Source organism: Halioglobus sp. HI00S01 (genome assembly GCF_001635445.1).
GTDB lineage: Bacteria > Pseudomonadota > Gammaproteobacteria > Pseudomonadales > Halieaceae > Halioglobus > Halioglobus japonicus.
Window position 1 is genome coordinate 1 of record NZ_LWEE01000163.1, and the last position, 21,713, is coordinate 21,713.

Annotated in this window: 18 protein-coding genes and 1 tRNA gene; 9 read left to right on the top strand and 10 right to left on the bottom strand. The window is 54.3% G+C overall.

Going from position 1 to position 21,713, the window contains the following annotated elements; all coding sequences use genetic code 11:
• The 3 genes from A3709_RS15060 to A3709_RS15070 form a co-directional block, all read left to right on the top strand.
• Positions 1–684, top strand: a 684-nt coding sequence (locus A3709_RS15060; protein WP_066056606.1) for an L-serine ammonia-lyase, incomplete at its 5' end; no start/stop codon positions are given.
• The gene (locus A3709_RS15065; protein ID WP_231871202.1) at positions 684–1,301 is read left to right on the top strand and encodes a trimeric intracellular cation channel family protein; all 618 of its coding nucleotides are present in this window, start codon (positions 684–686) and stop codon (positions 1,299–1,301) included. The genes A3709_RS15060 and A3709_RS15065, both read left to right, overlap by 1 nt.
• Complete coding sequence (locus tag A3709_RS15070) at positions 1,288–1,680, top strand: YchJ family protein (protein ID WP_066056273.1); 393 nt, start codon at positions 1,288–1,290, stop codon at positions 1,678–1,680. Before A3709_RS15065 ends, A3709_RS15070 begins: the two co-directional genes overlap by 14 nt.
• Here A3709_RS15070 and A3709_RS15075 read toward each other — a convergent pair whose 3' ends face one another.
• On the bottom strand, positions 1,681–2,163 hold the full coding sequence (locus A3709_RS15075; protein ID WP_066056276.1) for a peptidylprolyl isomerase: 483 nt from the start codon (positions 2,161–2,163) through the stop codon (positions 1,681–1,683).
• A 13-nt stretch (positions 2,164–2,176) separates the two neighbouring features.
• Positions 2,177–2,548: a DUF4345 family protein gene (locus A3709_RS15080; protein WP_066056279.1), complete on the bottom strand. Its 372-nt coding sequence runs from the start codon at positions 2,546–2,548 to the stop codon at positions 2,177–2,179.
• A 35-nt stretch (positions 2,549–2,583) separates the two neighbouring features.
• Here A3709_RS15080 and A3709_RS15085 point away from each other — a divergent pair, with 35 nt between their 5' ends.
• The 5 genes from A3709_RS15085 (at position 2,584) to A3709_RS15105 (ending at position 9,271) form a co-directional block, all read left to right on the top strand.
• Positions 2,584–3,831, top strand: a complete 1,248-nt coding sequence (locus A3709_RS15085) for a TauD/TfdA family dioxygenase (protein ID WP_066056282.1) — start codon at positions 2,584–2,586, stop codon at positions 3,829–3,831.
• A gap of 125 nt (positions 3,832–3,956) precedes the next feature.
• Positions 3,957–4,032: transfer RNA gene (locus A3709_RS15090), tRNA-Ala, on the top strand.
• A gap of 192 nt (positions 4,033–4,224) precedes the next feature.
• Positions 4,225–5,043 carry an SLC13 family permease gene (locus A3709_RS15095; RefSeq protein WP_066056285.1) on the top strand — a complete coding sequence of 273 codons (819 nt, stop codon included), beginning with the start codon at positions 4,225–4,227 and terminating at the stop codon, positions 5,041–5,043.
• Positions 5,044–5,089: 46 nt separating this feature from the next.
• Positions 5,090–6,133 (top strand): glucosaminidase domain-containing protein, encoded by a 1,044-nt coding sequence (locus tag A3709_RS15100; protein WP_066056288.1) that lies wholly within the window; start codon positions 5,090–5,092, stop codon positions 6,131–6,133.
• Between the two features lie 783 nt (positions 6,134–6,916).
• Positions 6,917–9,271, top strand: a complete 2,355-nt coding sequence (locus A3709_RS15105; RefSeq protein WP_231871203.1) for an arylsulfatase — start codon at positions 6,917–6,919, stop codon at positions 9,269–9,271.
• Positions 9,272–9,619: 348 nt separating this feature from the next.
• Here the strand turns inward: A3709_RS15105 and A3709_RS15110 are convergent, their stop codons facing one another.
• The 5 genes from A3709_RS15110 to A3709_RS23360 form a co-directional block, all read right to left on the bottom strand.
• Entirely contained in the window at positions 9,620–10,297 is a 678-nt protein-coding gene (locus tag A3709_RS15110; protein WP_066056293.1) for a hypothetical protein, read from the bottom strand.
• A gap of 513 nt (positions 10,298–10,810) precedes the next feature.
• Positions 10,811–11,797, bottom strand: a complete 987-nt coding sequence (locus tag A3709_RS15115) for a hypothetical protein (RefSeq protein ID WP_066056296.1) — start codon at positions 11,795–11,797, stop codon at positions 10,811–10,813.
• 551 nt (positions 11,798–12,348) lie between these two features.
• Positions 12,349–13,644 (bottom strand): TAXI family TRAP transporter solute-binding subunit, encoded by a 1,296-nt coding sequence (locus A3709_RS15120; RefSeq protein WP_156507787.1) that lies wholly within the window; start codon positions 13,642–13,644, stop codon positions 12,349–12,351.
• A gap of 576 nt (positions 13,645–14,220) precedes the next feature.
• On the bottom strand, positions 14,221–14,910 hold the full coding sequence (locus A3709_RS15125; protein ID WP_066056303.1) for a zinc metallopeptidase: 690 nt from the start codon (positions 14,908–14,910) through the stop codon (positions 14,221–14,223).
• A gap of 23 nt (positions 14,911–14,933) precedes the next feature.
• Complete coding sequence (locus A3709_RS23360) at positions 14,934–15,110, bottom strand: DUF6435 family protein (RefSeq protein ID WP_146004160.1); 177 nt, start codon at positions 15,108–15,110, stop codon at positions 14,934–14,936.
• Between the two features lie 177 nt (positions 15,111–15,287).
• Between A3709_RS23360 and A3709_RS23365 the strand changes: the two genes are divergently transcribed.
• A complete protein-coding gene (locus tag A3709_RS23365) occupies positions 15,288–15,461 on the top strand; it encodes a hypothetical protein (RefSeq protein WP_156507788.1) in 174 nt (57 codons plus the stop codon).
• A gap of 214 nt (positions 15,462–15,675) precedes the next feature.
• Here A3709_RS23365 and A3709_RS15130 read toward each other — a convergent pair whose 3' ends face one another.
• From A3709_RS15130 to A3709_RS15140, 3 genes are read right to left on the bottom strand one after another with little or no spacing between them, the layout of a single operon-like run.
• The gene (locus A3709_RS15130) at positions 15,676–18,213 is read right to left on the bottom strand and encodes a TonB-dependent receptor (RefSeq protein WP_066056306.1); all 2,538 of its coding nucleotides are present in this window, start codon (positions 18,211–18,213) and stop codon (positions 15,676–15,678) included.
• A gap of 25 nt (positions 18,214–18,238) precedes the next feature.
• Positions 18,239–19,840 carry a sigma 54-interacting transcriptional regulator gene (locus tag A3709_RS15135; protein WP_066056308.1) on the bottom strand — a complete coding sequence of 534 codons (1,602 nt, stop codon included), beginning with the start codon at positions 19,838–19,840 and terminating at the stop codon, positions 18,239–18,241.
• Positions 19,840–21,708, bottom strand: coding sequence for a hydantoinase B/oxoprolinase family protein (locus A3709_RS15140; protein WP_066056311.1), 1,869 nt, complete (start codon positions 21,706–21,708; stop codon positions 19,840–19,842). The genes A3709_RS15135 and A3709_RS15140 overlap by 1 nt, the downstream gene beginning before the upstream one ends.
• Positions 21,709–21,713 lie beyond the last annotated feature (5 nt).

The window sequence follows — 21,713 nt, forward strand, 5'->3', positions numbered from 1 at the left end:
CCCAATCCATGGTGTTCAGGGATGCATCGCCAGCTCAAGAGCGAGCAGCAACCATTGGGCGATGCATCCCTGAACACCATGGATTGGGTCACGCTGTATGCGCTGGCCGTTAATGAGGAAAACGCCGCAGGTGGTCGCATTGTGACTGCGCCCACCAACGGCGCGGCCGGGATTATCCCCGCGGTGCTCAAGTATTATCTCGACCACTGCAGCGGCTCCTCCGAAGACGATGTTGTACGGTACCTGCTGACCGCTGCCGCCATTGGCATTTTGTACAAAACGAACGCCTCGATTTCAGGTGCCGAAGTAGGCTGCCAGGGCGAGGTGGGTTCCGCCTGTTCCATGGCAGCTGGTGCGCTTGCCGACGCGCTCGGAGGTACACCGGCGCAGGTAGAGAATGCCGCTGAAATCGCCATGGAACATAACCTCGGCCTGACCTGTGATCCGATTGGCGGCCTGGTACAGGTGCCGTGTATTGAACGCAATGCAATGGGCGCCATCAAGGCGATTAGTGCGGCGCGCATGGCCTTGCGCGGCAGCGGAGAACACTATGTGTCGCTGGACCAGGTCATCCGCACCATGCGCGATACCGGCCGGGATATGCAGGACAAATACAAGGAGACCGCCCGGGGTGGCCTCGCGGTGAATGTGCTTGAAGTGCCAGTGAATATCATCGAATGCTGATGAATGATGTGATTACAGTGGTCGACCTGGTGGCCACGGCGGTGTTTGCCATCTCCGGCGCCCTGGCGGCCGCGCAGGGGCGCCACGATATTCTCGGGTTTATTCTGTTCGGCACCATTACCGGCATTGGCGGTGGTACCTTGCGCGACCTGTTGCTGGGGACGGACGCGGTGTTCTGGTTCACCCGCACCGAATACCTGTGGATTTGTGTGACAGCCTCGGTGGCAACCTGGTTTATGGCGCCACTGTTCGATTCCATCAGCCGCGTATTGTTGTGGGCCGATGCTGTTGGGCTGGCGTTATTCAGTGTGCTGGGCGCAGTAAAAGCACTGCAGTTCGATGCGCCGCCCATTGTGGCGGTGGGCATGGGGGTTATGACAGCCACCTTTGGCTCGATGATTCGCGATACGCTGCTGAACAAGGAACCGGTACTGCTGGGTCCGGAGATTTATGTCAGCGCCGCGCTGTTGGGCGCTGCGTCCTACACCGCGTTACATCCTTTTACAGAATGGGCGTTGCCAATTTCCATCGCGCTTGCCTTTGGCCTGCGGGCTTGCGCCATTCTATTCGATCTGCGCCTGCCCAAGTACGGACCCGCTGAGAATGACCAGAGCTGATATTGCGAACTGCCCCTGTGGCAGTGCCAAGGTATTTGCCGCGTGTTGTGAGCCTTACATCAGCGGCGCACAGGTGGTTCCGACGGCTGAAGCACTGATGCGATCCCGCTATACGGCCTTTGCGACACTGGCGGCGGATTATCTGCTGGCCTCCTGGCACCCGGATACGCGACCCACGCGGGTACGGCTGGATGAAGACCAGCGCTGGATTGGTTTATCCATCAAGGACACTGAAGCGGGCGGCGATAACGACAGCGAAGGCATCGTTGAGTTCGTCGCCCGATTTAAAGTGAATGGCCGCGGCCACCGTTTACACGAGCGCAGCCGCTTCGAAAAAATTGATGGCCGCTGGTACTACCTGAACGGCGACCACCTCTAGTTAGTGTTGATGACCACCGGGACCGTGGGCGTGCCCGTGGGCGATCTCTTCTTCGGTTGCCGCGCGAACCTCTAATATCTCGATATCAAAGCTCAGGCTCTGGCCAGCCAGGGGATGGTTGGTGTCAATGTCTGCGCTGTGGCGACCTGCCTTTGTCACGGTGACGGGTACACGGCCGTCGCTGGTATTGAGCTGCACAACCATGCCTGGTTTGAGCTTGCCCTTGAAAATGAGATGCTTGATGGGCACGCGCTGCTGACGCTCCGGATCTGGTGTGCCGTAGGCGTCTTCTGGTGCGACGGTGGCAGAAAACACATCCCCGGCCTCTTTGCCTTCCATGACGATCTCCAGACCCGCGACTATATTGTTGCGGCCGTGGAGATAGGCAGTGGGTTGATCGCCGCGCGAGGTCTCGAGTTCCTTGCCATTTTGATCACGCAGGGTGTAGTGGAAAATGCCGACGGCTTCGGGGCTGATTTTCACAGTTAGACTCCGATTAGCGCCACAGGCAGCGTGCAGCAATGAGGGCGATGACGCTTTCGAAGGCCAGTGCGCCCCAGGTATAGGTGCCTACCAGGAAGTCTGCCTGCCAGGCGGAGTAAAGGCGCGCGGCCGCCAGGCAGCCGATGGCGATGACAATCAGCATAAGGCCCGCCCGATAAAGGCTGGGGCGGAAGGCGCAAATAATCAAATAGAGGCCAAAGCCGAATTGCAGGCCCCCGTACATGGCACCCATTTCCGCATAGGCGTCGCCGTTGCCAATGCGCAGCCCTGCGTAGTTGGCGGGCAGATTCGGGTCGATGAAGCATGCAATACCGTAGGCGCAGAAGATGAGTCCAGCGGCCCAGAGCAATCCTTTACCCAACATGGAAATTTCCTCGCAAAAGTTGTTATGGTGAAACAATGGTTGGGCTGAGTTTACGTGAAATTTGCGGCTATGGTTTGCTTATCGTCTCATGTATTGCATGGGTGATACTGCCGGCTATTCCGTTCCTGGATATCTCCGGCCCGCAAAAGGCCGCCTGGGGCGGCAGCCTGTTTCTGTTTGCTGAGGTGACCTGGTGGGCGGCAATGCCGCTGCTTGGCCCCGAAGTGATTAAATGGTGGCGCAAGATGGTTGAGCGGGCCAAAGCGTCGTTACGCGGAGAGGAAACGGCCACGGCGAGCCCATACCTGAGCTTTATCGGACAAACACGACATTACTTTGATCGCCCACACGAGGCCGCCAGACTGGAGCCGGTGGCCTGCGAAGCTGCCTGGGTAGGGCGCGAGATGGCGCCCTTGGAAGCGCTGGCCTACCAGCTCAATGACGCTGAGGTGGCCGAGCTTCACCAGGCTATGGCGAGCGCCGAAGCGCTGGGCCGAGAAACACGCACACTGCAGGCAGAAGATTTCCCTCTGCCGTTGTTGAGCGAGAAAATTCAAGGCTGGCGCGACACGCTCAGTAGCGGATTGGGTTTTCAGGTGATTCGCGGTGTGCCGGTCCAAGACTGGAGTCAGGCCCAGAGCGAATTATTCTTCTGGTGTTTTGGCCTGCACCTGGGGCGGCCCGGCGAGCAGAACCCCGATGGTGACTTGCTGGGGCACGTCATCGATACCGGCGCCCAGCGCGAGGATGACGCTGTGCGCCTGTACAAAACGGCTGCGAATATCGACTACCACTGCGATGCTGCGGATGTGGTGGGCCTGTTGTGCCTCAACAAGGCACGTCGCGGTGGCCATAGCCGAATCGTCAGCTCGGTGACGGTGTTCAATGAGTTGTGCAAGCGACGCCCTGAGCTAGTCGCCCGTCTGTACGAGCCTTTCAGCCTCGATATTCGCGACAAGGAAGTGAATGAGGCAGGCAGCACCTTGCCGATTCCTCCGTGCCGTTTCGCCGAAGGTGTGCTGCGCACCTTTTACCACGCCGATTATTTCCGCTCCGCGATGCGTCACGACGATGTTCCGCCCCTGTCCGCCCAGCAGCAGGACCTGCTCGACACCTACGAGGCGATCGCCGCAGAGGAGGGCATTTACCTGGATATGGACCTGCAGCCAGGCGACATCCAGTTGCTTTCAAACCATACCAATCTGCACGCGCGAACCGAGTATGAAGATTGGGATGAGCCTGAGCGCAAGCGCCATTTGCTGCGCTTGTGGCTGTCGCTGTAGCGCAACTGCAATTTCTCGCCGCCAACGCCTTGACAGGGCAGGCCCGGGTCAATAAAATGCGCACCTCTTCGTTGATATTGCTTCGGCAAAAAACCAGATAGATCAACGAGTTAGCTACAAAATTTGGGGCTATAGCTCAGCTGGGAGAGCGCAACACTGGCAGTGTTGAGGTCAGCGGTTCGATCCCGCTTAGCTCCACCAAATTCAAAGCCCGGGTCTTGCAAGAGATCCGGGCTTTTTTGTTTGCGAATGGGGTCTGTCCCCTTGCTGGCTCTGTTCCTGGACCAAACTAACGCGATGCGGTCGCGTTTATTTCCCCTTATCAGTGTCATTTTGGGTGTCGGAATCTGGTTCGCCCCGGTGCCCGAGGGCGTGAATCCTCGAGCCTGGTAGTTGTTCGCCATTTTTGCGGCGACCATTTTTTCAGTGGTTGTCGGTGCCGCGTCGATATTTATTGCCGCGATATTGGCACTGGCGGTGGCTGTGCTCACTGGTACGCTAACCCCGGAGCGGGCCTACGCCGGATTTAGCGCCGGCTTTATTCTGCTAATTGTTATCGCCTTTCTGGTCGGGCGGGGTTTGGTCAACTCAGGGCTTGGTGCCCCGGTTGGCTGTCTGCTGGTGCGCAGTTTCGGCAAGTCTTCCTTGGGGCGCGCGTATAGCATGGTCGCCACCGACGCGCTGATCGCGCCAGCATTTCCGAGTAACACTGCCTGCTCGGGTGTCTTGTATCCCATCGTCTATTCTCTGGCCGAGAATAATGATTCGCGCCCGCGCGAGGACAGTTGCAAGGATTTGGGGGCCTACCTGATGATGGTCTCCATGTCAGGCTTGGGGCTTTCTTTTGCGCTCTGGTTAACCGCCATGGCTGCCAACCCCGCCGGCGTTGCTATGCTTACAGAGGAGGGCGTGCAGCTGAACGTTGCCAGTTGGTTGCAGGCCTCCAGCGTGCCGACACTGTGCGCTATGGTGTTCATCCCCTGGCTGCTGTATAGCGCTTTTCCACCGCGGCTGCGGTCGACGCCCGAGGCGCCAGCACGGGCCGCCCGTCAATTGCGGGCACTGGGTCCCATGAGTCGCAAAGAGTGGGTCACCCTGGATTCTGCTGGTGATGACCTAAAAATGGGGTCTGTCCCCAATTTATCAAAACGTGAACCTGGCCGTTGCTCAGAGCGGTTAGTAGAGTGTTACGTGCTTGATTTTTTCGCCTGAGGCGCCTACTTTTTTTTGGTCTCTCTTCGGCTAGAGGTCACCTCATATGAGTAAGTACCGCAGTGGTTCCTTGGGCCTTTTCAACGGCCTGCTGTTTGTCATGTCTCTTAATATTGCACCTCTCGCTAGCGCTCAGGAGGTAATCGTTCTTTCTGGGTTCGACGAGATTACCCGATGGATGAAGGACGAAAACTGGTGGGGCGAGGATCAACGCGAAGAACAGCTGCAGGTGCCACGCATTCTCATCGCCGGTATTTCTCCTAGATGGGCGATCGAGGCGAGCAACCTTGAGGTGGCGGATAAAAAAGAGCTGTTTTACCGAGCGATGCTTCCCATGGTTCTGCATGCCAATCAACTGGTGCTTGATCGGCGCGAGAAACTGCGGGCTATTTCCTCTGCACTGGACAGCGGCAAGGGGATGACGGCTGAGGAACTAACCTCTATGCGCCATTTAGCAAAGCTGTTACGGATCAAGGGCGAGGATCAATTAGCTTTGCTTGACGCTACAGACGCAGCCTGGCTTGGCATCATGGATACTGCTCTTTATCGCCTCGACATTATTCCAGCCGGATTGGTATTGGGGCAAGCGGCGTATGAAAGCGGGTATGGCACGTCGCGTTTCGCGTCACAGGGTAATGCGCTTTTTGGACAGTGGACCTATGGCGGGAATGGACTGTTGCCAGAGCAGCAACGTGTGGACTTAGGTGATCATCGTATAGCTGCCTACGAATGGCCCTTTGATAGTGTTAGAGCCTACTTCCTGAACCTAAATACTCATCCAGCCTACGAAGATTTTCGTCGCCTCAGGGCAGAACAGCGTGCAACTGCTAAGCAACTCAATTCCATGGCCCTGGCGGACGGCCTGATTGCCTACTCTGAGAGAGGCCAAGCTTATGTGGATACGCTCAAGGGGATCATGCGCGTTAACAACCTCACCATAGCCGATGATGCGGTTTTTCGTGATGAGCCCCTGCGCTTCTTTCTGGGGGCCGAAAGCCCCGAACAAGCGCTCGAGCTCAAAGCTGAACTCGCGAGAATGCGAGCGTCAGGCGAGCTGGAGGAGATCATCGAGCGAATGCGGCTGGACTGAATAGGGCCCAGACTAATCCACATTCTCGCCTGGTGTGTGCGAGCAGAAAACTGATCAGATAGCATGCTTGCGCAAAGCTGGAGTCCGTTCGCTGCTGAATATGTAATCTGTGCAGCAATCCAGATACTGCCCGCGTCAAAGCATCAGATAGCAGTCTATCTTGTATTTAAATCACTTCGTGGCGTGTAAGTTACTCTACCCATCAGCGTTCCATGGCTGAGTCAGAGGTCTATTAAGCCCTGGTTACCCAGTACAGTTAAGCAGGGTGCACGACAGCGAAGTGCATGCCTGGGATTTTTATTGATAAGCCGGTCTCTCAGCGCGACCAAGTGTATTGGACGAAATGCATGCCAATAATTTTTGAGCATAACACCATTGCCGCGAAGGACGCGGCTCATCACAACCCTGACAGACTTCGTCTGTACTATCCCAAGCGTAGTCTTCCAGTTGTTGTCCTGCCTATTCGTGGTGCACTAGTCGCGTGCCCCGGTGACGAGTTTCCTTAGAATGTAGCTCCTCTTGAATTCGAATGTATTTGTACGTCAACGCGATTAGTCATGACGTAGGGCTATGAATGACGATCGCGGTGCGGAGAAAACACAGCTCGCTCCATCTCTAGTGAAAACTAGTGTTCACAGATGAGGCTTTTGAAAAAAGAACTTCAGGCAATATTTTTTTCTTCTACTACAATTCCCTTCAGGGAGTCTAGAAGGCGAGATCATCCGACCTTTTTGGACTTGTCATATTTCTGGAGGGAGCATACGAAAAATGACTCTATATTTCGTGAAGCGCGCACTGGCTGTTATCGTTACTTCAGTTTTCGCACAGGCGGTTTCTGCTGAACCGACGGCTTTGGATCGAAATAGTATCCCTATAGCCGCTCCTGACTATCCCTCGATAACAGAAGTCGATGCAAACAAAGTTCAGCCGCCGCCCTTACAGGTAATTTCCCCGCCTGAGAAAGCACCGAATATCGTTGTTATACTTACCGATGACGTAGGTTACGGTGTTCCCAGCACTTTCGGCGGGCCAGTCGACACGCCCACGCTGGATCGACTCGCTCAAAACGGACTAAGTTACACGCGATTTCATACTACGGCGCTATGCTCACCTACGCGGTCCGCATTAAAAGCTGGTCGCAACCACCATATGGTCAATGTAGGCTCAGTCCAAGAGATCGCGACAGCGTTTCCGGGCAACACCGGGCAGATTCCCAATACAACAGCGCCCGTTGCAGAGATACTGCGCCTGAACGGTTACAACACAGCAGCTTTCGGCAAATGGCATGAGACCGCACTCACCGATACTAGTGTTTCAGGGCCCCAACACAATTGGCCTAATCGCCAGGGGTTTGAGAAATTCTACGGTTTCATTGGCGCTGAAGTTAATTTCTTGCGTCCAAACATTCACGACGGATTCGCTTTGGTCGACACAGATAAAATTCGCGACCCAGATTACCATTTCGATGCGGACATAGCAGATCAGGCTGTCAACTGGATGCGGGCTCAGAAAACGATGACCCCTGAAAAGCCGTTCTTTGTATATTTTGCAACCGGAGGTGTTCATGCACCCCACATGGTACATAAGAAATGGGCCGACAAATACAGTGGGAAGTTTGATCAAGGGTGGGACAAGCTGCGTGAGGAAACTTTGGCGCGTCAGCTAGAAGCCGGAATTGTTCCTGAGGGCACTGTTTTAGCGCAAAAGCCAGATGAGGTTGATGACTGGGATAGTCATACTGCCGATGAAAGACGACTGTATGCTAGGCAGGCTGAGTTCTTCGCGGGGCTTGTAGAGCATACTGATTATCAGGCCGGCAGGGTTGTCGATGCGTTGGAGGACATGGGCATTCTTGATGACACACTGGTTATCTACATCTCGGGAGACAACGGAACCAGTGCGGAAGGAGAACGAGATGGTTACTTCAATTGGTATTCTATGATGAATCGCTATCCAGAGACCGTTGAATACCAGCTTTCGCGCCTCGATGAGTGGGGTACTATCACAAGTTATCCACACATGGCCGCGTCGTGGGCTGTAGCATTTGATGCACCTTTTGCCTGGACAAAGCAGGAAGCCGGCGACTTCGGAGGCACTCGAAATGGCACCGTTATTCACTGGCCTAGTATGATCAAGGCTCGGGGTGAGAAGCGCACGCAATTTAGTCACGTTATCGATATAGCGCCAACGATTCTCGAGGTCGCCGGGATTCCCGAACCGGAGTATGTCAACGGTGTTAAACAGATTCCGATGCAGGGTACTAGCCTCGTATACACTTTCGATAATGCCGATGCCGAAGAGCGTCATAAAACTCAGTATTTCGAGATGGTAGGAAATCGCGGAATTTATCATGAAGGGTGGTTTGCTCGGGTGATTCAGACCACTCCCTGGAATCCCGAGTCACGCTATCCGATCACAAGCAAGGAGGGTTGGGAACTTTTCGATCTTCGCAATGACTTTTCCCTAAGCAACAACCTCGCAAAGGATAAGCCGAAAAAGTTGAACGAGATGATTAAGGTATTTATGGAACAGGCCGTTGAGAACCACGTTCTACCACTCGATACGCGACTACTGGATCGTATGGATGCCAAAACCGCCGGGCGGATTGATTTAATGGATGGCCGGAAATCACTAACAGTCTTTCCTGGTATGATCGGCATGGCCGAGGACACTTTCCTAAACGTCAAGAACACCTCCAGCCGGATCACTGCTGCTGTTGGAGTTCGGGGAGATGAAGAGGCGAACGGTGTTATTTTGGCGCAGGGTGGAAGCCACTCTGGTTGGGCGCTTTATGTTACCGACGGTTATCCTGCTTTTACTTACAACTTTCTTCAGCATCATATTACCTCTTTGAAGTCATCCGAACGACTTCCCGAAGGTGAATCTACAATCACCTATACGTTTGATTATGATGGCGACGGACGAGGCAAGGGAGGCACAGCGATTTTGGCAGTCAACGGCAAAGAAGTTGCCCGTGAGCGAATCGAGCGCACTATTATGAATGCGTATACTGTTGATGAGACAACCGATGTGGGTGTTGATTTATCGACCCAAGTTGCGCAAAGCGTTTTCCCCACGGCAAGGGATTCCTTGTTCACCGGTACGATTGAGGCTGTGACTGTAGAGATTTTGGAGTGATAGACTTTAGAGAGCACTCTCTGGCACAGCCTCACGGTTGAGGCAAAGGAAGCACCTAAATAAGCTAAAAGATTCGCAATGAATGAAATGTAGTAGGCGCATGGTGCTTTAGCTCAAGAAGCTGTGCTGGACTTGCAGCCAGCTGCTTTCCGCCAATGGGGGCGTTAGGCGTGGTTCATGCGATAAGGGCTAAATTTAGCCGATAGCTATAGTTTTGCCCGCGATTTTGCCTTTGCAGACTGGGCTCGCTTTTACCGAACCTACACAACTGACTGGGTGAGCAGTCTCAGCACCCATGGCGACTTATACCGGTTTCAGTACGCAACTAAAAAACAGTCGCCCGGTTATCTAAACGGTTTCACGCGCTAAGGACGGCTTCAGGGTCTCGTCGCTATTACCGGACTCCGGGTTTTGGGGCATTTTTTGTTGGCTGTTTGCCAGCAAGATAGTGAGCCAGTACAGAATGGGGGTCATAAGAAGCCAGGGGACCTGCCCCTGCAAGGTAATTGTTCGGCCACGAAACTCGAATAGCGTTGGGTTGTACCATGGACCAGTGGGTGCCAATGGTGCCCATGAAAGACGTTTTCCAATCGCCAGTTGGTCGTGATAAAGGTACATCTCCACGATAATATTTTGCCCTAAACAATACGCCATCATTATGGCAAAGGCAGGCCAGTGCCAGTGGCGAAAAATATCGCTGTTTTTGCCGGTGAGGGACCAGGCTAGCCAAAGGGCAACCAGTGCAATACTGCCGGCGTCTGCCAGCGAATTCATGGCCCAGTTGATGTGCTCGGGTATCCATTCATTCAGGGTAGTGGCGCGACGTACATTGACAGGGTCACCATCTAGCAAGCCGAAAGTAAACCATAGTTCCCAGCCGAGCGCGCAGAATAGGAAACTGACGATATAAACCCGAAGTGACCAAGAGGGGATCTTCTTGCGCCAGTGAAGCAAGGGCACTATTACAAGAGGAAGCAAGGCGCTGGTATAGACGACGATAATTACTCGCAGATGTTCTTCAGTCATAGGTGGCACTTATAGTTTTTAGAATGATGTAGTGGCCGTTCAGCATCGAAGCGGGGCTAGGATCTACATGTATGGTACTCATTCCGGTTTGCTCCTGCAAAAATAGATGATCTTTACAGAATTACCTGGGATCACCGCTTATCGTGTGCTTGATGTCTTCGGTCGAAGAATGACCGGCACAGCAGTTTTATGGGCGGGGTCCTCCCAAAGAATCAATTTGGCCTAGAATGAAGAAGTGTAAGCGTGTTCCGAGTCAATGAGTCTTAACACCTACATTCAAATTGCTAATGCATAGTGAAAGCATGCTCCTTTTTCATCTATTTTATAGCCTAGAAGTCGTGTTGCTACCTTTCAGTTGAAAAACAGTTACTAGTCGAAGCAAAGAAGCATACTCTATGCTTCTTGTTGTTTTGAGCGCTTAGAGACAACTTTAAGCCCCAATCTTAAACCACAGCAGTCGAGGACGGTCCCCGAGGCAAGCGAAGCCAGAAAGGACGCCATTGACGTGTATCATCAGTCTGTTAGGTCTTTTCCCAGAGCCATCTCGAGTTTGATGTTGATGGAAAAAACTGTGTCGCGGTTGTCTTCGTATTCTTTGCGACGCCAGTTATAAGCTGGCTCTAGCTCCAGGAACAGATAGTCTTTGTAGAACTGCCTGCGGAACCTTACCCCCAGTCGGTAATTCTTTGTGAAATCTTCGACCTGGGTTACACCGTTGACCGCGGCAAAGTAGCTCAAAGCAGTGGGCCTATCCGTATCCACCCCCAACCTTTGGCGAAGGGACAATTTTGAGCGCCATTCAATGCCCTCTGTCTCTTCACCGTAGATGCCGCGGTTATCCCAACGAATGCCATAGTTCTCTCCGAAAGAGCGATTGAAATCAATCCGAGTGGTTGTATAGAAGCCGTCTTTATTGGTGTATTGCAATTGCTGTACCCATCGATAGCTTGAGTTACGAGTAAATGGCCCCTCGTTTCTGTACCTGACTCCGGGGCGCACACCCCGCGATGAGTATCCTATGGTTGCATCGAACTTCGACCGTGTGCCCTCATTGAGCTTGTATTCAAGTGCGACCGAGTCGTCGTAGCGTTCTAGCTCCTCGTCATCGTCTGATTCCTCACCCCGAAAAACCAGGTTCAGCTTCTTTGACACGTTCGGCAGTTGGACTTTACCGCGTACTCGAAATTTGAACTCGGCACCGTCTTCCTCATCCCAGTCGGTGATTGCTATTAATCTGACAACCGATTCTGGCTTGTCGAGGTCATACTGCGGATCGCCAAAAAATCCATCAAGCCAGTAAGCGAGTTCCTGTGCGCGATTATCCAGGTTCGCCCTTCTCTCATCGAGGCTATCGCTACCTTCATCGGGTTCTGCCGCGTCCCAGCCCACCAGCGCATCTACATCGTCGGTTTGCTCGATGGTCGTGTCGTCGGCGACGGTATAGTCTGATGTAAACATTGTTAACAGCAGACTTGTGGCAATGAGTTGAGTTAATCGCATCTGAGAATGCCTCGAGACTATTTCTTACAATCGTGCACTTGTCAGTTTGAATAGACCATTACCGCGTCAGTTTGCTTTCTATCCGATCTGTTTGGACTGGTGAGTGCCTGTGGTTAAAAAAGTATAGGCAAGATTTGCACCAAACGCCTGTTTTACGGGTACGGCTAGTGATAGAGGGGAATTAGATAAGCCGAGCGTTGCACTGACTTACACTAGAATAAAGAATTGTGTGGATTTTCGCGTTCTGCAACGCTTAGTGCATACGACTGGGAGAGACTGGGTGATGATGTTTAGCTGGAAGCGTTTTAAGCGGATAGTAAACCATGCAGTGAATCAGCATTAGTAAAGTGTCTAAAGAGAGCTTTCTGCGTTTGGTAATGAGATCAAAAATATCCCTCCACCACATGCATCGCTCAGTCAGGTAGCGCTGCCATACTAGGGTAGTATTATTATAGATATAGTCTTAATGCCTAACGAGACGATTTTGCCTGTGATAGAGAGCGGTAGATACGATTTCCCCAGTTGCCCCTGGCAAAACCCCTCAAACTAGATCAAGGTGTGTCGGCACGCTTTTGTCTTGTGTCTATCACTCTTTGCAGAACTCCGCCTATATGTGACTTCAATGCATATACTTTAGTTGCGTACGTAACGGGAACACGCAGCGTTGTTACTCTGTGCTGTAGACTCTCCAGCCGTTGCTGATTGCTTTCTAGTATGTCATCGCTAGCGTCATTTATGCCTCGATCGATAGCCCTTAACTCTGTATATACGCGGTGAAACTGAAGGCGCATCAACCAGTGAAACGCAGATGGCATAGCCTTCAACATAGGGTATACGAGCCCGATCAATGGTATTGCCGCAGTCAATAACTGCATCACAAGCACGGCAACGGGGTAGGGCAGTAGCCTAAGTAAGAGCGGTCGACCATCGGCGTAATAGGCTTTTGCACTGTCGCTCAGAAGAATGAGTTGATCTCGGGCTTGAGGGAATTCACCCGCCCGATAAAAGAGTTCTGGGTCGCCGTGAATCCGTTCCGCCGCCTCAAGGAACAGGCTTTGTGTGATCGGGTGTAGCCCTTCCTGTACTGCAAGGATCGCCGTGAACGCGAGGACTCTCGTATCTCGGGGGGGCAGGTTAAGGGCGAAGCTGCCAACGCCTGCAGGGACGACAAGCTTTGTTAGTTCCGGATAGAGCGCCACATAGGCATCGGCGCGCTCGAAATCTATAAGCGATATGCCATCCGCTCGAAGTAGCTCACTTATAACAGGTGAAATAGCGTTACTGACAACAAATTGGGCGTCGATGTCGGAGGCCTTTAGTAGCGCCGCAGCGTGTGCCGGTTCATATTCAGAAATTTCCACCGTCTTCGGATCTACACCGTTTAGAGACAGCAGTGTCCTAGCAGCAGAGTTCGATCTGCTTTTCGGTGGTCCAATTGAAATCCGAAGATCACGTATCTTTTCTACGTTGCCGGCATCAAGTTCCGAGTTATTGCTAAAAACCCACAGGGGCTCGAAAAACATAGCTCCAAGTGAGCGCAGTTCTTCAGCGGCCTCACTTTCGGGAGATCCTAGAGTGGCGAAACCTACATCCGCTTGTCCATTTTTCAATATCTCTAGATTTTCAATGGCACCTCGACTACTTATCAGTTCAACCTTTACGCCATGTTCTGCGAGAGTCTCCTTATACAGCTCTCCCAATTTTTCGTAGGCGCTGCCCGCAGGTCCCGTCGCCATAGTCAGTAGTTTTGGAGGCGTAGGGCTGAGCAACCGAAAACTCCAATAGAGGCTCGTAAGAGTTATGATCACGGCCACGATTATGAATAATGCCCTGATTCTGTAAACCAATAGCAATGCCCTCGAACACTTAGTCTCTTTGGATTATAGCCGCACTCTAGCTTGTTGGGTAAACGCAGCATTTGTGCCATTAGCGCTTTCCATAGCTGCGTAGGTCAAGGGCGCTCGTGCATATGCTGACTTTATCGGTTCGCGCATGCAGAGCCGCGCAGGCTGTGCCAAGCCTATGGGGAATATCTAGATGACCTATAAGGCTGCCCTATAGATGGTATCGATGTTGATGCGGAATGAGATTGGGATGGATGAGCGACCCCCTCTTCAGGAGAAGTGAATATATCCACGAATCATGTGCTAGCGCGGCCAGAACCTGATCATTGCCAGCGTGAATATTATTGCATAGGTAACTCAACGAGTACCGGTCGAGAAGGCTGTTACCATAGTCAATAGCTGTAGTAGCAACGGTAGCGACCAGTAAGAGATTCATTGCGCAAGCAGGTCGACGATGGAGAAGCCTGCGCTGATCGTCTCCGTGATCTTTGCTACTCAAAGCTACCGGTCTTATTCTGATCAGTATTCTACAGCTTCGATTACAGGTGACGGGACACCGTGTGAAAGGACATTTGTGCTTTATCTGCGAAATACCGCGATCCATCGGCCGAGGTTCAGCAGGCTCGCCAGGGAGCCCGCCACGTATGTCAGCGCGGCGGCCTTCAAAAGTCTCTGCGCATGCTCCAGGTCTCCATCATGGAGGTACTCGCCTTCCCGCAGGATCGGCAGGGCCTTGCCGTAACTTGCGTCGAATTCCACGGGCAGGGTGACCAGATGTACCAGGGTGCCCAGTGCCATTGAAAATACGCCGATAAGCAGTGTCAGTGCGCTTGCCTGCGGCACACGGGTGAGCACAAAGATGGCGGGGGCAGCCACTAGCAGTATGCCAGCTATACGTTCGCCCACGTAAGCCGCTTTCGCGAGTTTTTGTCGGGTCAGAAAGAGCGGTTCGCCGCGCTCGTGCTGGATGGCGTGGCCAACCTCGTGTGCGGCTATCGTAATGGCGGTCAGGGAGTGGCCGTCGAAGTTGTCGGGCGTCAGGCGGACGGCCTTGTCGGTCGGGTCGTAGTGGTCGCCGGCGGGCGTCTCTTCCACCTTTACATGCCCGAGTTGGAAGCGGTCGAGTAGATGCCGCGCGAGGTCAGCGCCGCTGCCTTGTTCCCGGTAGCGGTCTGTGGGACTGCTGTATTTGCGCATCACGTGTCTCACCCAGAGGCCGGGAAGGAAGACGCATGCCGCCGCAATGATGAAGATTATGACCCAGAGCATAAGACAGCTATGCCACAGATAGCTCAGTGAGCCTGCTTTTCCATGGCCTCGATTTCTTCACGCAGGGCCTCCGCTTCGGCGGTAAGCAATGAATACTGCCGAATATCGCCGTTGCGCTGTGCCTGAAAGGCCTTGGTCAGCAGCATTTCGTGTTGTTTCTTCAGTTGCTTGACGGGGGAGCGCCGAAATATATCGAACACAGTGTGTTACCTCCATGAATCACTATATGTGATACGGAGTGAATCCTTGGAGAGATTAGTAAGCATCCGGAAACGCTCGCTGCCATATGTGGTCTGGGGAAATTATATTGCCGTGCAAGAAAACTTTACGACTTTTTGTGGGATTCAGTCCCTGTTGCCGGATAACACGCTGCGATCGTGTTGACCGACCTGAACAACGATGAGCTTCCTGACCTGATTCTGTCAGTGTCGCGCACTTATGAAGACGCCATTTGCAATATCCCAGCCCGGGTCTATCACGGCCTCAAAGGTGTCGTTGACGTCTGGCGTCGATGCATGAATCGATTAGTGGGCTCCATCGAAATATTATAGGCGCCATCCGTGACGCCATTTCAAGTCCTTGAACATGAGCGCCCGCTCAGAAAGGGCTTCGCCTAAAAAGGCTAGCATTCGCTACCCAAAGGTTGGTTATGAAAATTTGTGCAAAAGGACACCTCATATTCAGTTTTCTATCATAAATCACACAGTCAGATACAAAAAAGCCCGGCGATCGCGAGATGGCCGGGCGTAGATGGGGCAGTTCGAGTTAGAACATGTAAGTGAAATCCACTCCGTAGGAGCGCAGGCCAGACTGGTGGTTGAAGCTGCCACCGAACTCAGGCGCGGGAATCACTTCCTGAAGGTACTCTTCGTCGGTGATGTTGCGCCCCCAGGCGGTCACGGTCCAGTTCTCGGCTTCCAGACCCACGCGCAGGTTCAGCGTGTCGTAGGCATCGCGTGACGATCTGCTGAAGTCCTGGGCGAAGGCGCCGGGGGCCTGGAACAGGAAGTTCCAGATGGTTGGGGTCTGTTCACCCTGCAGAGTGTGGAACCAGGTCTCGCCCACGTACTGCCAGTCCAGGCGGGTCACCAGATCGACGCCACCAATGGGGAAGACCCACTCAGCGCCAAGGTTGCCGGTGGTGTCCGGTGCCTGGGGTACATCGTTGCCTTCAGACAAGGGGCGGTTCTTGTTTTTCTCGATCTCGGAATCGAGCAGGCCGATGCCGCCGTAGAAGGTTAGGCCTTCAGTGGCTAACCACTGGAAGTCGGCTTCAAAGCCCTGCACATACATCTCATCGATCGTGGTGACCGAGCGCAGCAGACCGAAGGGACCGGCAAAGAACTCGAAGAACTGGTTGTCTTCCACCTCGTTGCGGAACACCGCTGCGTTCAAACGCAGGCGGTTGTCAAACAGCTCGGACTTGAAACCCAGCTCGTAGGTGGTCGACACCTCTTTATCGTAGTCATCGGTGACCGAAATCTGCGCGTCCACGAGTTCACCGGGGCCGCCAAAACCCGAGTTAAACCAGAAGTTCAGCAAGTCTTCGGTACCCACCGAGTTGAAACCACCGCTGCGGAAGCCGATGCCGTAGCTGGCGTACAGATTGATGTTGTCTGTGGTCGCCCAGTTCAATGTGACCTTCGGCTGGAACTGACTGAAGCTGTCGTCGCGGTCGGGGATACCGTTCGGGTTGTTCACGTAAGCCGGGTTGATTGGCACTGGGTTGCCGGAAAACGCGGGATCATTCAGGTTTCCGTTCAAACCAGAGCCGTTTACATTCGGTACCTTGTTGCTGACCTCGCGATCTTCATAGTCGTAGCGACCGGCGATGGCGAGCTCCAGTGTCTCGGTGAGGTCGAACTCGAGCTGGCCATACACCGCGTAGACCGTGGTGTCGAAGTCATCCCAGAACAGCAGGTCAGTGGGGTTTGGGCCATCAGCAGGCACGTAGGGCTGGCGCAGGAAGCCCTGACCTTGATCGGCACCATAGGCCACCACAACCTCACGTTCAATCTCGGCCATGTATACACCGGCAATCCAGCGAAGGCTGTCCGTACCGGCAGAAACCAGGCGGGCATCGATACTCAGGTCTTCCTGGTTGCGTTCCTGATACTGGTAGCCATCGCAGCTAGTGGCCGTATAGGGGCCGTATACGCCTTGGAAGTCAGTGTCGGGGCCGGGAGGCAGTACACCGTATGGGTCGAAGAAGGGGCCGTAAAGGTCCGGTCGGGAGAAACTGTTGAGTTCCGCCCGGTCTGCCTGACAGCTGGGGTTGACCTCGTAGCCGTAGAACGTGGCACTGGTACCGTCTGACAGCAGGTATTCCTCAAGGTCGTTGTAAGCGACGTAGGTCACCAAGTCAGCCCAGCCGAGGTCCCAGTCGAGCTTCACAGAGAGATCCATGGTCTCCTGTTCGTTTTCGCCGGGCGTGTTGGAGGTGTAGCGAAAATCCAGATCATTCACATCCTGAAAGTAGGCGGGCGCACCAAATGCTGCCTCGAAGGCGGGGATGGCGAAGGCAGCGTTAAAGTTGATCGCGCCGGCTTCTACCTCACTGTAGCCACCTCGGAAGTCCAGGCTCATGTCCTCGTTGACGTTCCAGACAATGCGACCTCGCATGCTGGTGTCCTTTATAAAGTCCACGGCGTCATCTTTGTTGGTGAAGATGTTCTCGTAGTGGCCATCGGTCTCGCGGGTGGATATCGCGAAGCGACCGAGCACGTTGTCACCGGCAATTGGGCCGCTGACCATGGCATTGACTTTGTAGCTGTCGTTGTTGCCAACGCCGCCGCCAATCTTCGCCTCGAACTCGTCGCTGGGCATTTTGGTTGTGACGAGAATCGCGCCGGCGACGGCATTGCGGCCATACAGAGCACCCTGGGGTCCCTTCAATACTTCAATTTGCTGAACGTCGAACAGTTCCTCGTTAAAGCTGTTCGGGTTCGTGCTCAATACGCCATCAACCACATAGGCGAAGGTGGATTCCGCGTCCCGCGTGGAGACCACACCGCGAATACTGACCTGGGTGTCGCCGACGTTAGCAGTGTCCACCAAAGTCACATTAGGGATTAGCGCAATGTAGTCTGAGGCGCGCTCAACACCAGCCCGGTTAATGGTGGTTTCGCTGATGGCACTGATGGCAATCGGTACATCCTGCAGGTTTTCCGTGCGTTTCCGCGCAGTCACTACCACCTCTTCGATGGTCATGGATTCCGATTGGGCCAATGCAGCCGGCCCCGTTGTAAGAGTGGCCAATACTGCCGCCAGCCCTGCTACCAATGGTTTTTTTCTTACATACATGGTGTTTCTCCTACCGTTTTTAGGATTAATTACCGCTTGAGATCTGGTTGATGGGGTCGTCGTTGTTCTGTTGCATGCGTCGAAGCCTGCGCCAAAGTGTGGTGGTGCTAATGCCCAGTGATTCAGCGACGCGAGCCTTGTCACCGTTAAATGTCTGCATGGCCTGGCGGATCGATGCTTCTTCCTGTTCGCGCAGGGAATTGGTTGGCCTGATAGCGTTATTGCGCTGGAGTTCAGGCAATATGCCGGCGATGAATTCGTCGCTGAGCTCACGGTCTGGACGGGCCGCAAGATTCACCACAATGCGCTCGACAAAATTCTGCAGTTCGCGCACGTTACCGGGCCAGCCATAGGCGCTGAAGCGCTTTTTCACCCGGGGTAAAACGGTCTTTGCACTTTGCTCGACGCCGTATTTCCTGCCGTAGTCGGCAAGGTAATAGCCGGCAATAGCGGCGATATCTTCAATGCGTTCTCTGAGTGGCGGAATGTGTAGCGAGAAAACGTTTAGGCGGTAGAAGAGGTCTTCGCGAAACTGACCGTCATTCACCGCCGCCATCAGGTCCCGATTGGTCGCGGCAATCAGTTTGAAATCTACTGGCACCTCGCGGTTGCTGCCAAGCGGTCGTACCCGCTTCTCCTGGAGTACGCGTAGCAGCTTTACCTGTTGCGAGAAGGGCATTTCGCCGACCTCGTCCAAATATAGCGTGCCGCCATTGGCCTGTTCTATCAGTCCAATACGGCCACCGCGTCGAGCGCTGGTAAATGCCCCCTCGACATGGCCGAACAGTTCGCTCTCAAACAGTTCGTCGGGGATGCTGCCGCAGTTCACCGCCACCATCTGGCCTTCGGAAAAGGGCCCTCGGTGATGGATCTCCTTGGCAATATGCTCTTTACCGGTGCCGCTTTCGCCCTGGATAAGCACCGCGCCGTTACTTTGTGCATAAGTCTGAGCGAGGCGTGCGATCGCCGTCATGGTGTCGGAGCGGATCACAAATTCAGCAGATGAGCTCAGGCCAGTTGGCAAAAGCTGCCCCTGCTGCTGGCGCGCAATTTCGATGCACTTGCGCAACATGTCCCGGGCTGAATCCTTGCTGTAGACAAGAATCGTGGCTACGCCCTGTTTCTCTGCCTCGTGGCAGGTAAAGCTCGGCCCGACGATGACCTCTGGAGCCTCTTCGGCCATGACCAGCTGCAGCTTTTCGTTCGCCTCGTCAGAGGTGCTGTAGTTGTGGTGAATCAGCTCGGCGTCAATCAGCCCGGGCAGATTTTCCACCAGGCGAGATGGCAAGGAGCGCTCGGGCTGGTAGCTGAACAGGTGGATGCGCGAAGCGATGCGCCTGGCTTTCGCCAGCGCTTCAATAATGTCAGTGTCGGTCACCGCCTGGCTGATGACGGGTTGCGTCAAGGTGTTGGCCAGATAGGCCGCGTTCGATCCTGCGCTGGCCACTACGTCGGGCTCCAGCCGCGCGACCAGGCTATGGTATTCAGTGTTTCCGTGGGCCAGCGATTCGACGATGGTGATATCCGCCTGCTCAGCGAACTCAGGAATCACTGCCGTGATAAGTTCGCTGAACTTGCGGTACCCGACAATCAGAATTTTGACCTGGCTGGACACCGAATCGTTCATCAGCTCGCCTTGATGAAGCTCGGTGACACTGGGGCAAACAGGTGGGTTTCTTCCAGACAGCGTGCTTTTAGCTCATCGATGCTGCCGCCGCGATTGAATACGGTCACCTCACCTCGTTCGCTACTGAGCCGGCTGCGCAAGGTGTTGGTGGCGGCTTCGTCTACTTCGCCGTCGCCGTCGATGACAACGCCATAGCGTCTCGCGCCTTCAGCAGTGACCAGACGGCGTTCCACATCCTGCTTCACCAGGAGCGGGTCGCGCTGGAATGGGTCGCCCCAACCTCCACCGCCCCAGGTGTTGAAGTACAGCAGGTCGCCTTTCTTCACCTTAATGCCTTCGATTTTGGCCGGCAGCCATTCTTCGCTGCCGTCGCCACGTACCAGACGCTTGGTAGAGCGCTGGCCGGTCTCGCCGCCGAGCACGCCCCATGGATAGGTCAGCCAGCGTTCGTCGTGGATGCCGATTTCACCGTCGGCGAGAAAGCGATAGGCCACGCTCAGGCCATTGCCGCCACGGTGTAAACCGGCGCCGCCGGAATCGGGGATTGTCGCGTACTGCTCAATACGCAGCGGGAAATAGGACTCAATGAATTCATTGGGCACATTAGTGAACCCGGGCCACAAGGAGTGACCGTCGGGTCCGTCGCCTACCGGCCGGCCGGGGATGCCGCCGAAACCGATCTGGAACAATTGGAACCATTCTCCCTGGTCGTCGTAGCCGGAGTAGAACAGGTGCGGTGAATCGGAGAAGCCTGCGGCGTTGAGCATTTGCTCCGGTGCACCCATACCCAGTAGCGCGCCGAGCAGGTCGAAGATGCGTCCCAGTGCATGGGTGCGGCCAGATAGCGCGGCCGGGAAGTTGGGCTTGAGTAGCGTGCCCTGGGGAATGCGCACATCGACCAGGTCGTAGAAACCATCGTTGAACACGATTTGCGGGTCGACCACGTTAATCGTGAACGAGCCGAAGAACATCTTGAACATGTCTTCGTTGAGAAAGAAGTTTACCGAGCTTTGTGCCTGCGGATCGGTGCCATCGAAATCGAAGATGGCGGTTGAGCCTTCGCGCCACATCTTGCAGCGAATCCGGTACGGGCCCATGCCCATGCCGTCGTCACACAGATAGTCTTCAAACTCCCGAGGTTCTTCGGGAATAAACATCTCGATGATGTGCTTCATCGCGGCGTGATTGCGTTGCAGCATAATGTCCATGGTGGACACGAGCACTTCGTCGCCAAAGCGTTCCGCCAGTTCCACGCAGCGCTTTGCAGCGGTATTACAAGCCGCTACCAGTGCGTTGAGGTCAAAGCGGTTCCACTGGGGCGTACGCACATTGTGCAGAATGAGTTCCAGCAGGTCGCTTTGCAGTACGCCTTTTTTGTATAGCTTGGTGGGCGGGATTCTAATCCCTTCCTGGTAAATTGAGGTCGCCCGAATGGGTATGGATCCCGGTACCATGCCGCCGTTGTCCGACATATGGCCAAACATTGCGGACCATGCAATGTGACGGCCATCCTTGAACACCGGCACCAGCACCACCCAGTCGGGCAGGTGGGACACTGCGGCATTACACATGTAGGGGTCGTTGGTGAGGATGATATCGCCTTCCTCGATTTCGTCATCGTAGGCGTCCAGGAAGGGGCCGATGAACGATCCGAACTGACCGACGACCATCTTGCCCTCGCGATTGGCGATCATCGGGAAGCAATCGCCCTGTTCACGAATGCCTGGTGACATGGCTGTTCTGAATAACACCGCGTCCATTTCCTCGCGCGCGTTGCGCAGGGCATTTTCGATGATGTCGACGGTTACACCTTCAACGTCAACAGAGTTAAGCGGCGCGTTATTGGTTTCGATAATTGAGGCTGTCATGTTGT

Bases quoted from the DNA above. Each gene is read 5' to 3' on its own strand.
- A3709_RS15065 (WP_231871202.1), top strand. From the start codon at position 684: ATGAATGATGTGATTACAGTGGTCGACCTGGTGGCCACGGCGGTGTTT.
- A3709_RS15125 (WP_066056303.1), bottom strand. From the start codon at position 14,910: ATGCTCTGGGTCATAATCTTCATCATTGCGGCGGCATGCGTCTTCCTT.
- A3709_RS15085 (WP_066056282.1), top strand. From the start codon at position 2,584: ATGGTTGGGCTGAGTTTACGTGAAATTTGCGGCTATGGTTTGCTTATC.
- A3709_RS15130 (WP_066056306.1), bottom strand. From the start codon at position 18,213: ATGTATGTAAGAAAAAAACCATTGGTAGCAGGGCTGGCGGCAGTATTG.
- A3709_RS15080 (WP_066056279.1), bottom strand. From the start codon at position 2,548: ATGTTGGGTAAAGGATTGCTCTGGGCCGCTGGACTCATCTTCTGCGCC.
- A3709_RS15110 (WP_066056293.1), bottom strand. From the start codon at position 10,297: ATGACTGAAGAACATCTGCGAGTAATTATCGTCGTCTATACCAGCGCC.
- A3709_RS15115 (WP_066056296.1), bottom strand. From the start codon at position 11,797: ATGCGATTAACTCAACTCATTGCCACAAGTCTGCTGTTAACAATGTTT.
- A3709_RS15140 (WP_066056311.1), bottom strand. From the start codon at position 21,708: ATGACAGCCTCAATTATCGAAACCAATAACGCGCCGCTTAACTCTGTT.
- A3709_RS15135 (WP_066056308.1), bottom strand. From the start codon at position 19,840: ATGAACGATTCGGTGTCCAGCCAGGTCAAAATTCTGATTGTCGGGTAC.
- A3709_RS15100 (WP_066056288.1), top strand. From the start codon at position 5,090: ATGAGTAAGTACCGCAGTGGTTCCTTGGGCCTTTTCAACGGCCTGCTG.
- A3709_RS15070 (WP_066056273.1), top strand. From the start codon at position 1,288: ATGACCAGAGCTGATATTGCGAACTGCCCCTGTGGCAGTGCCAAGGTA.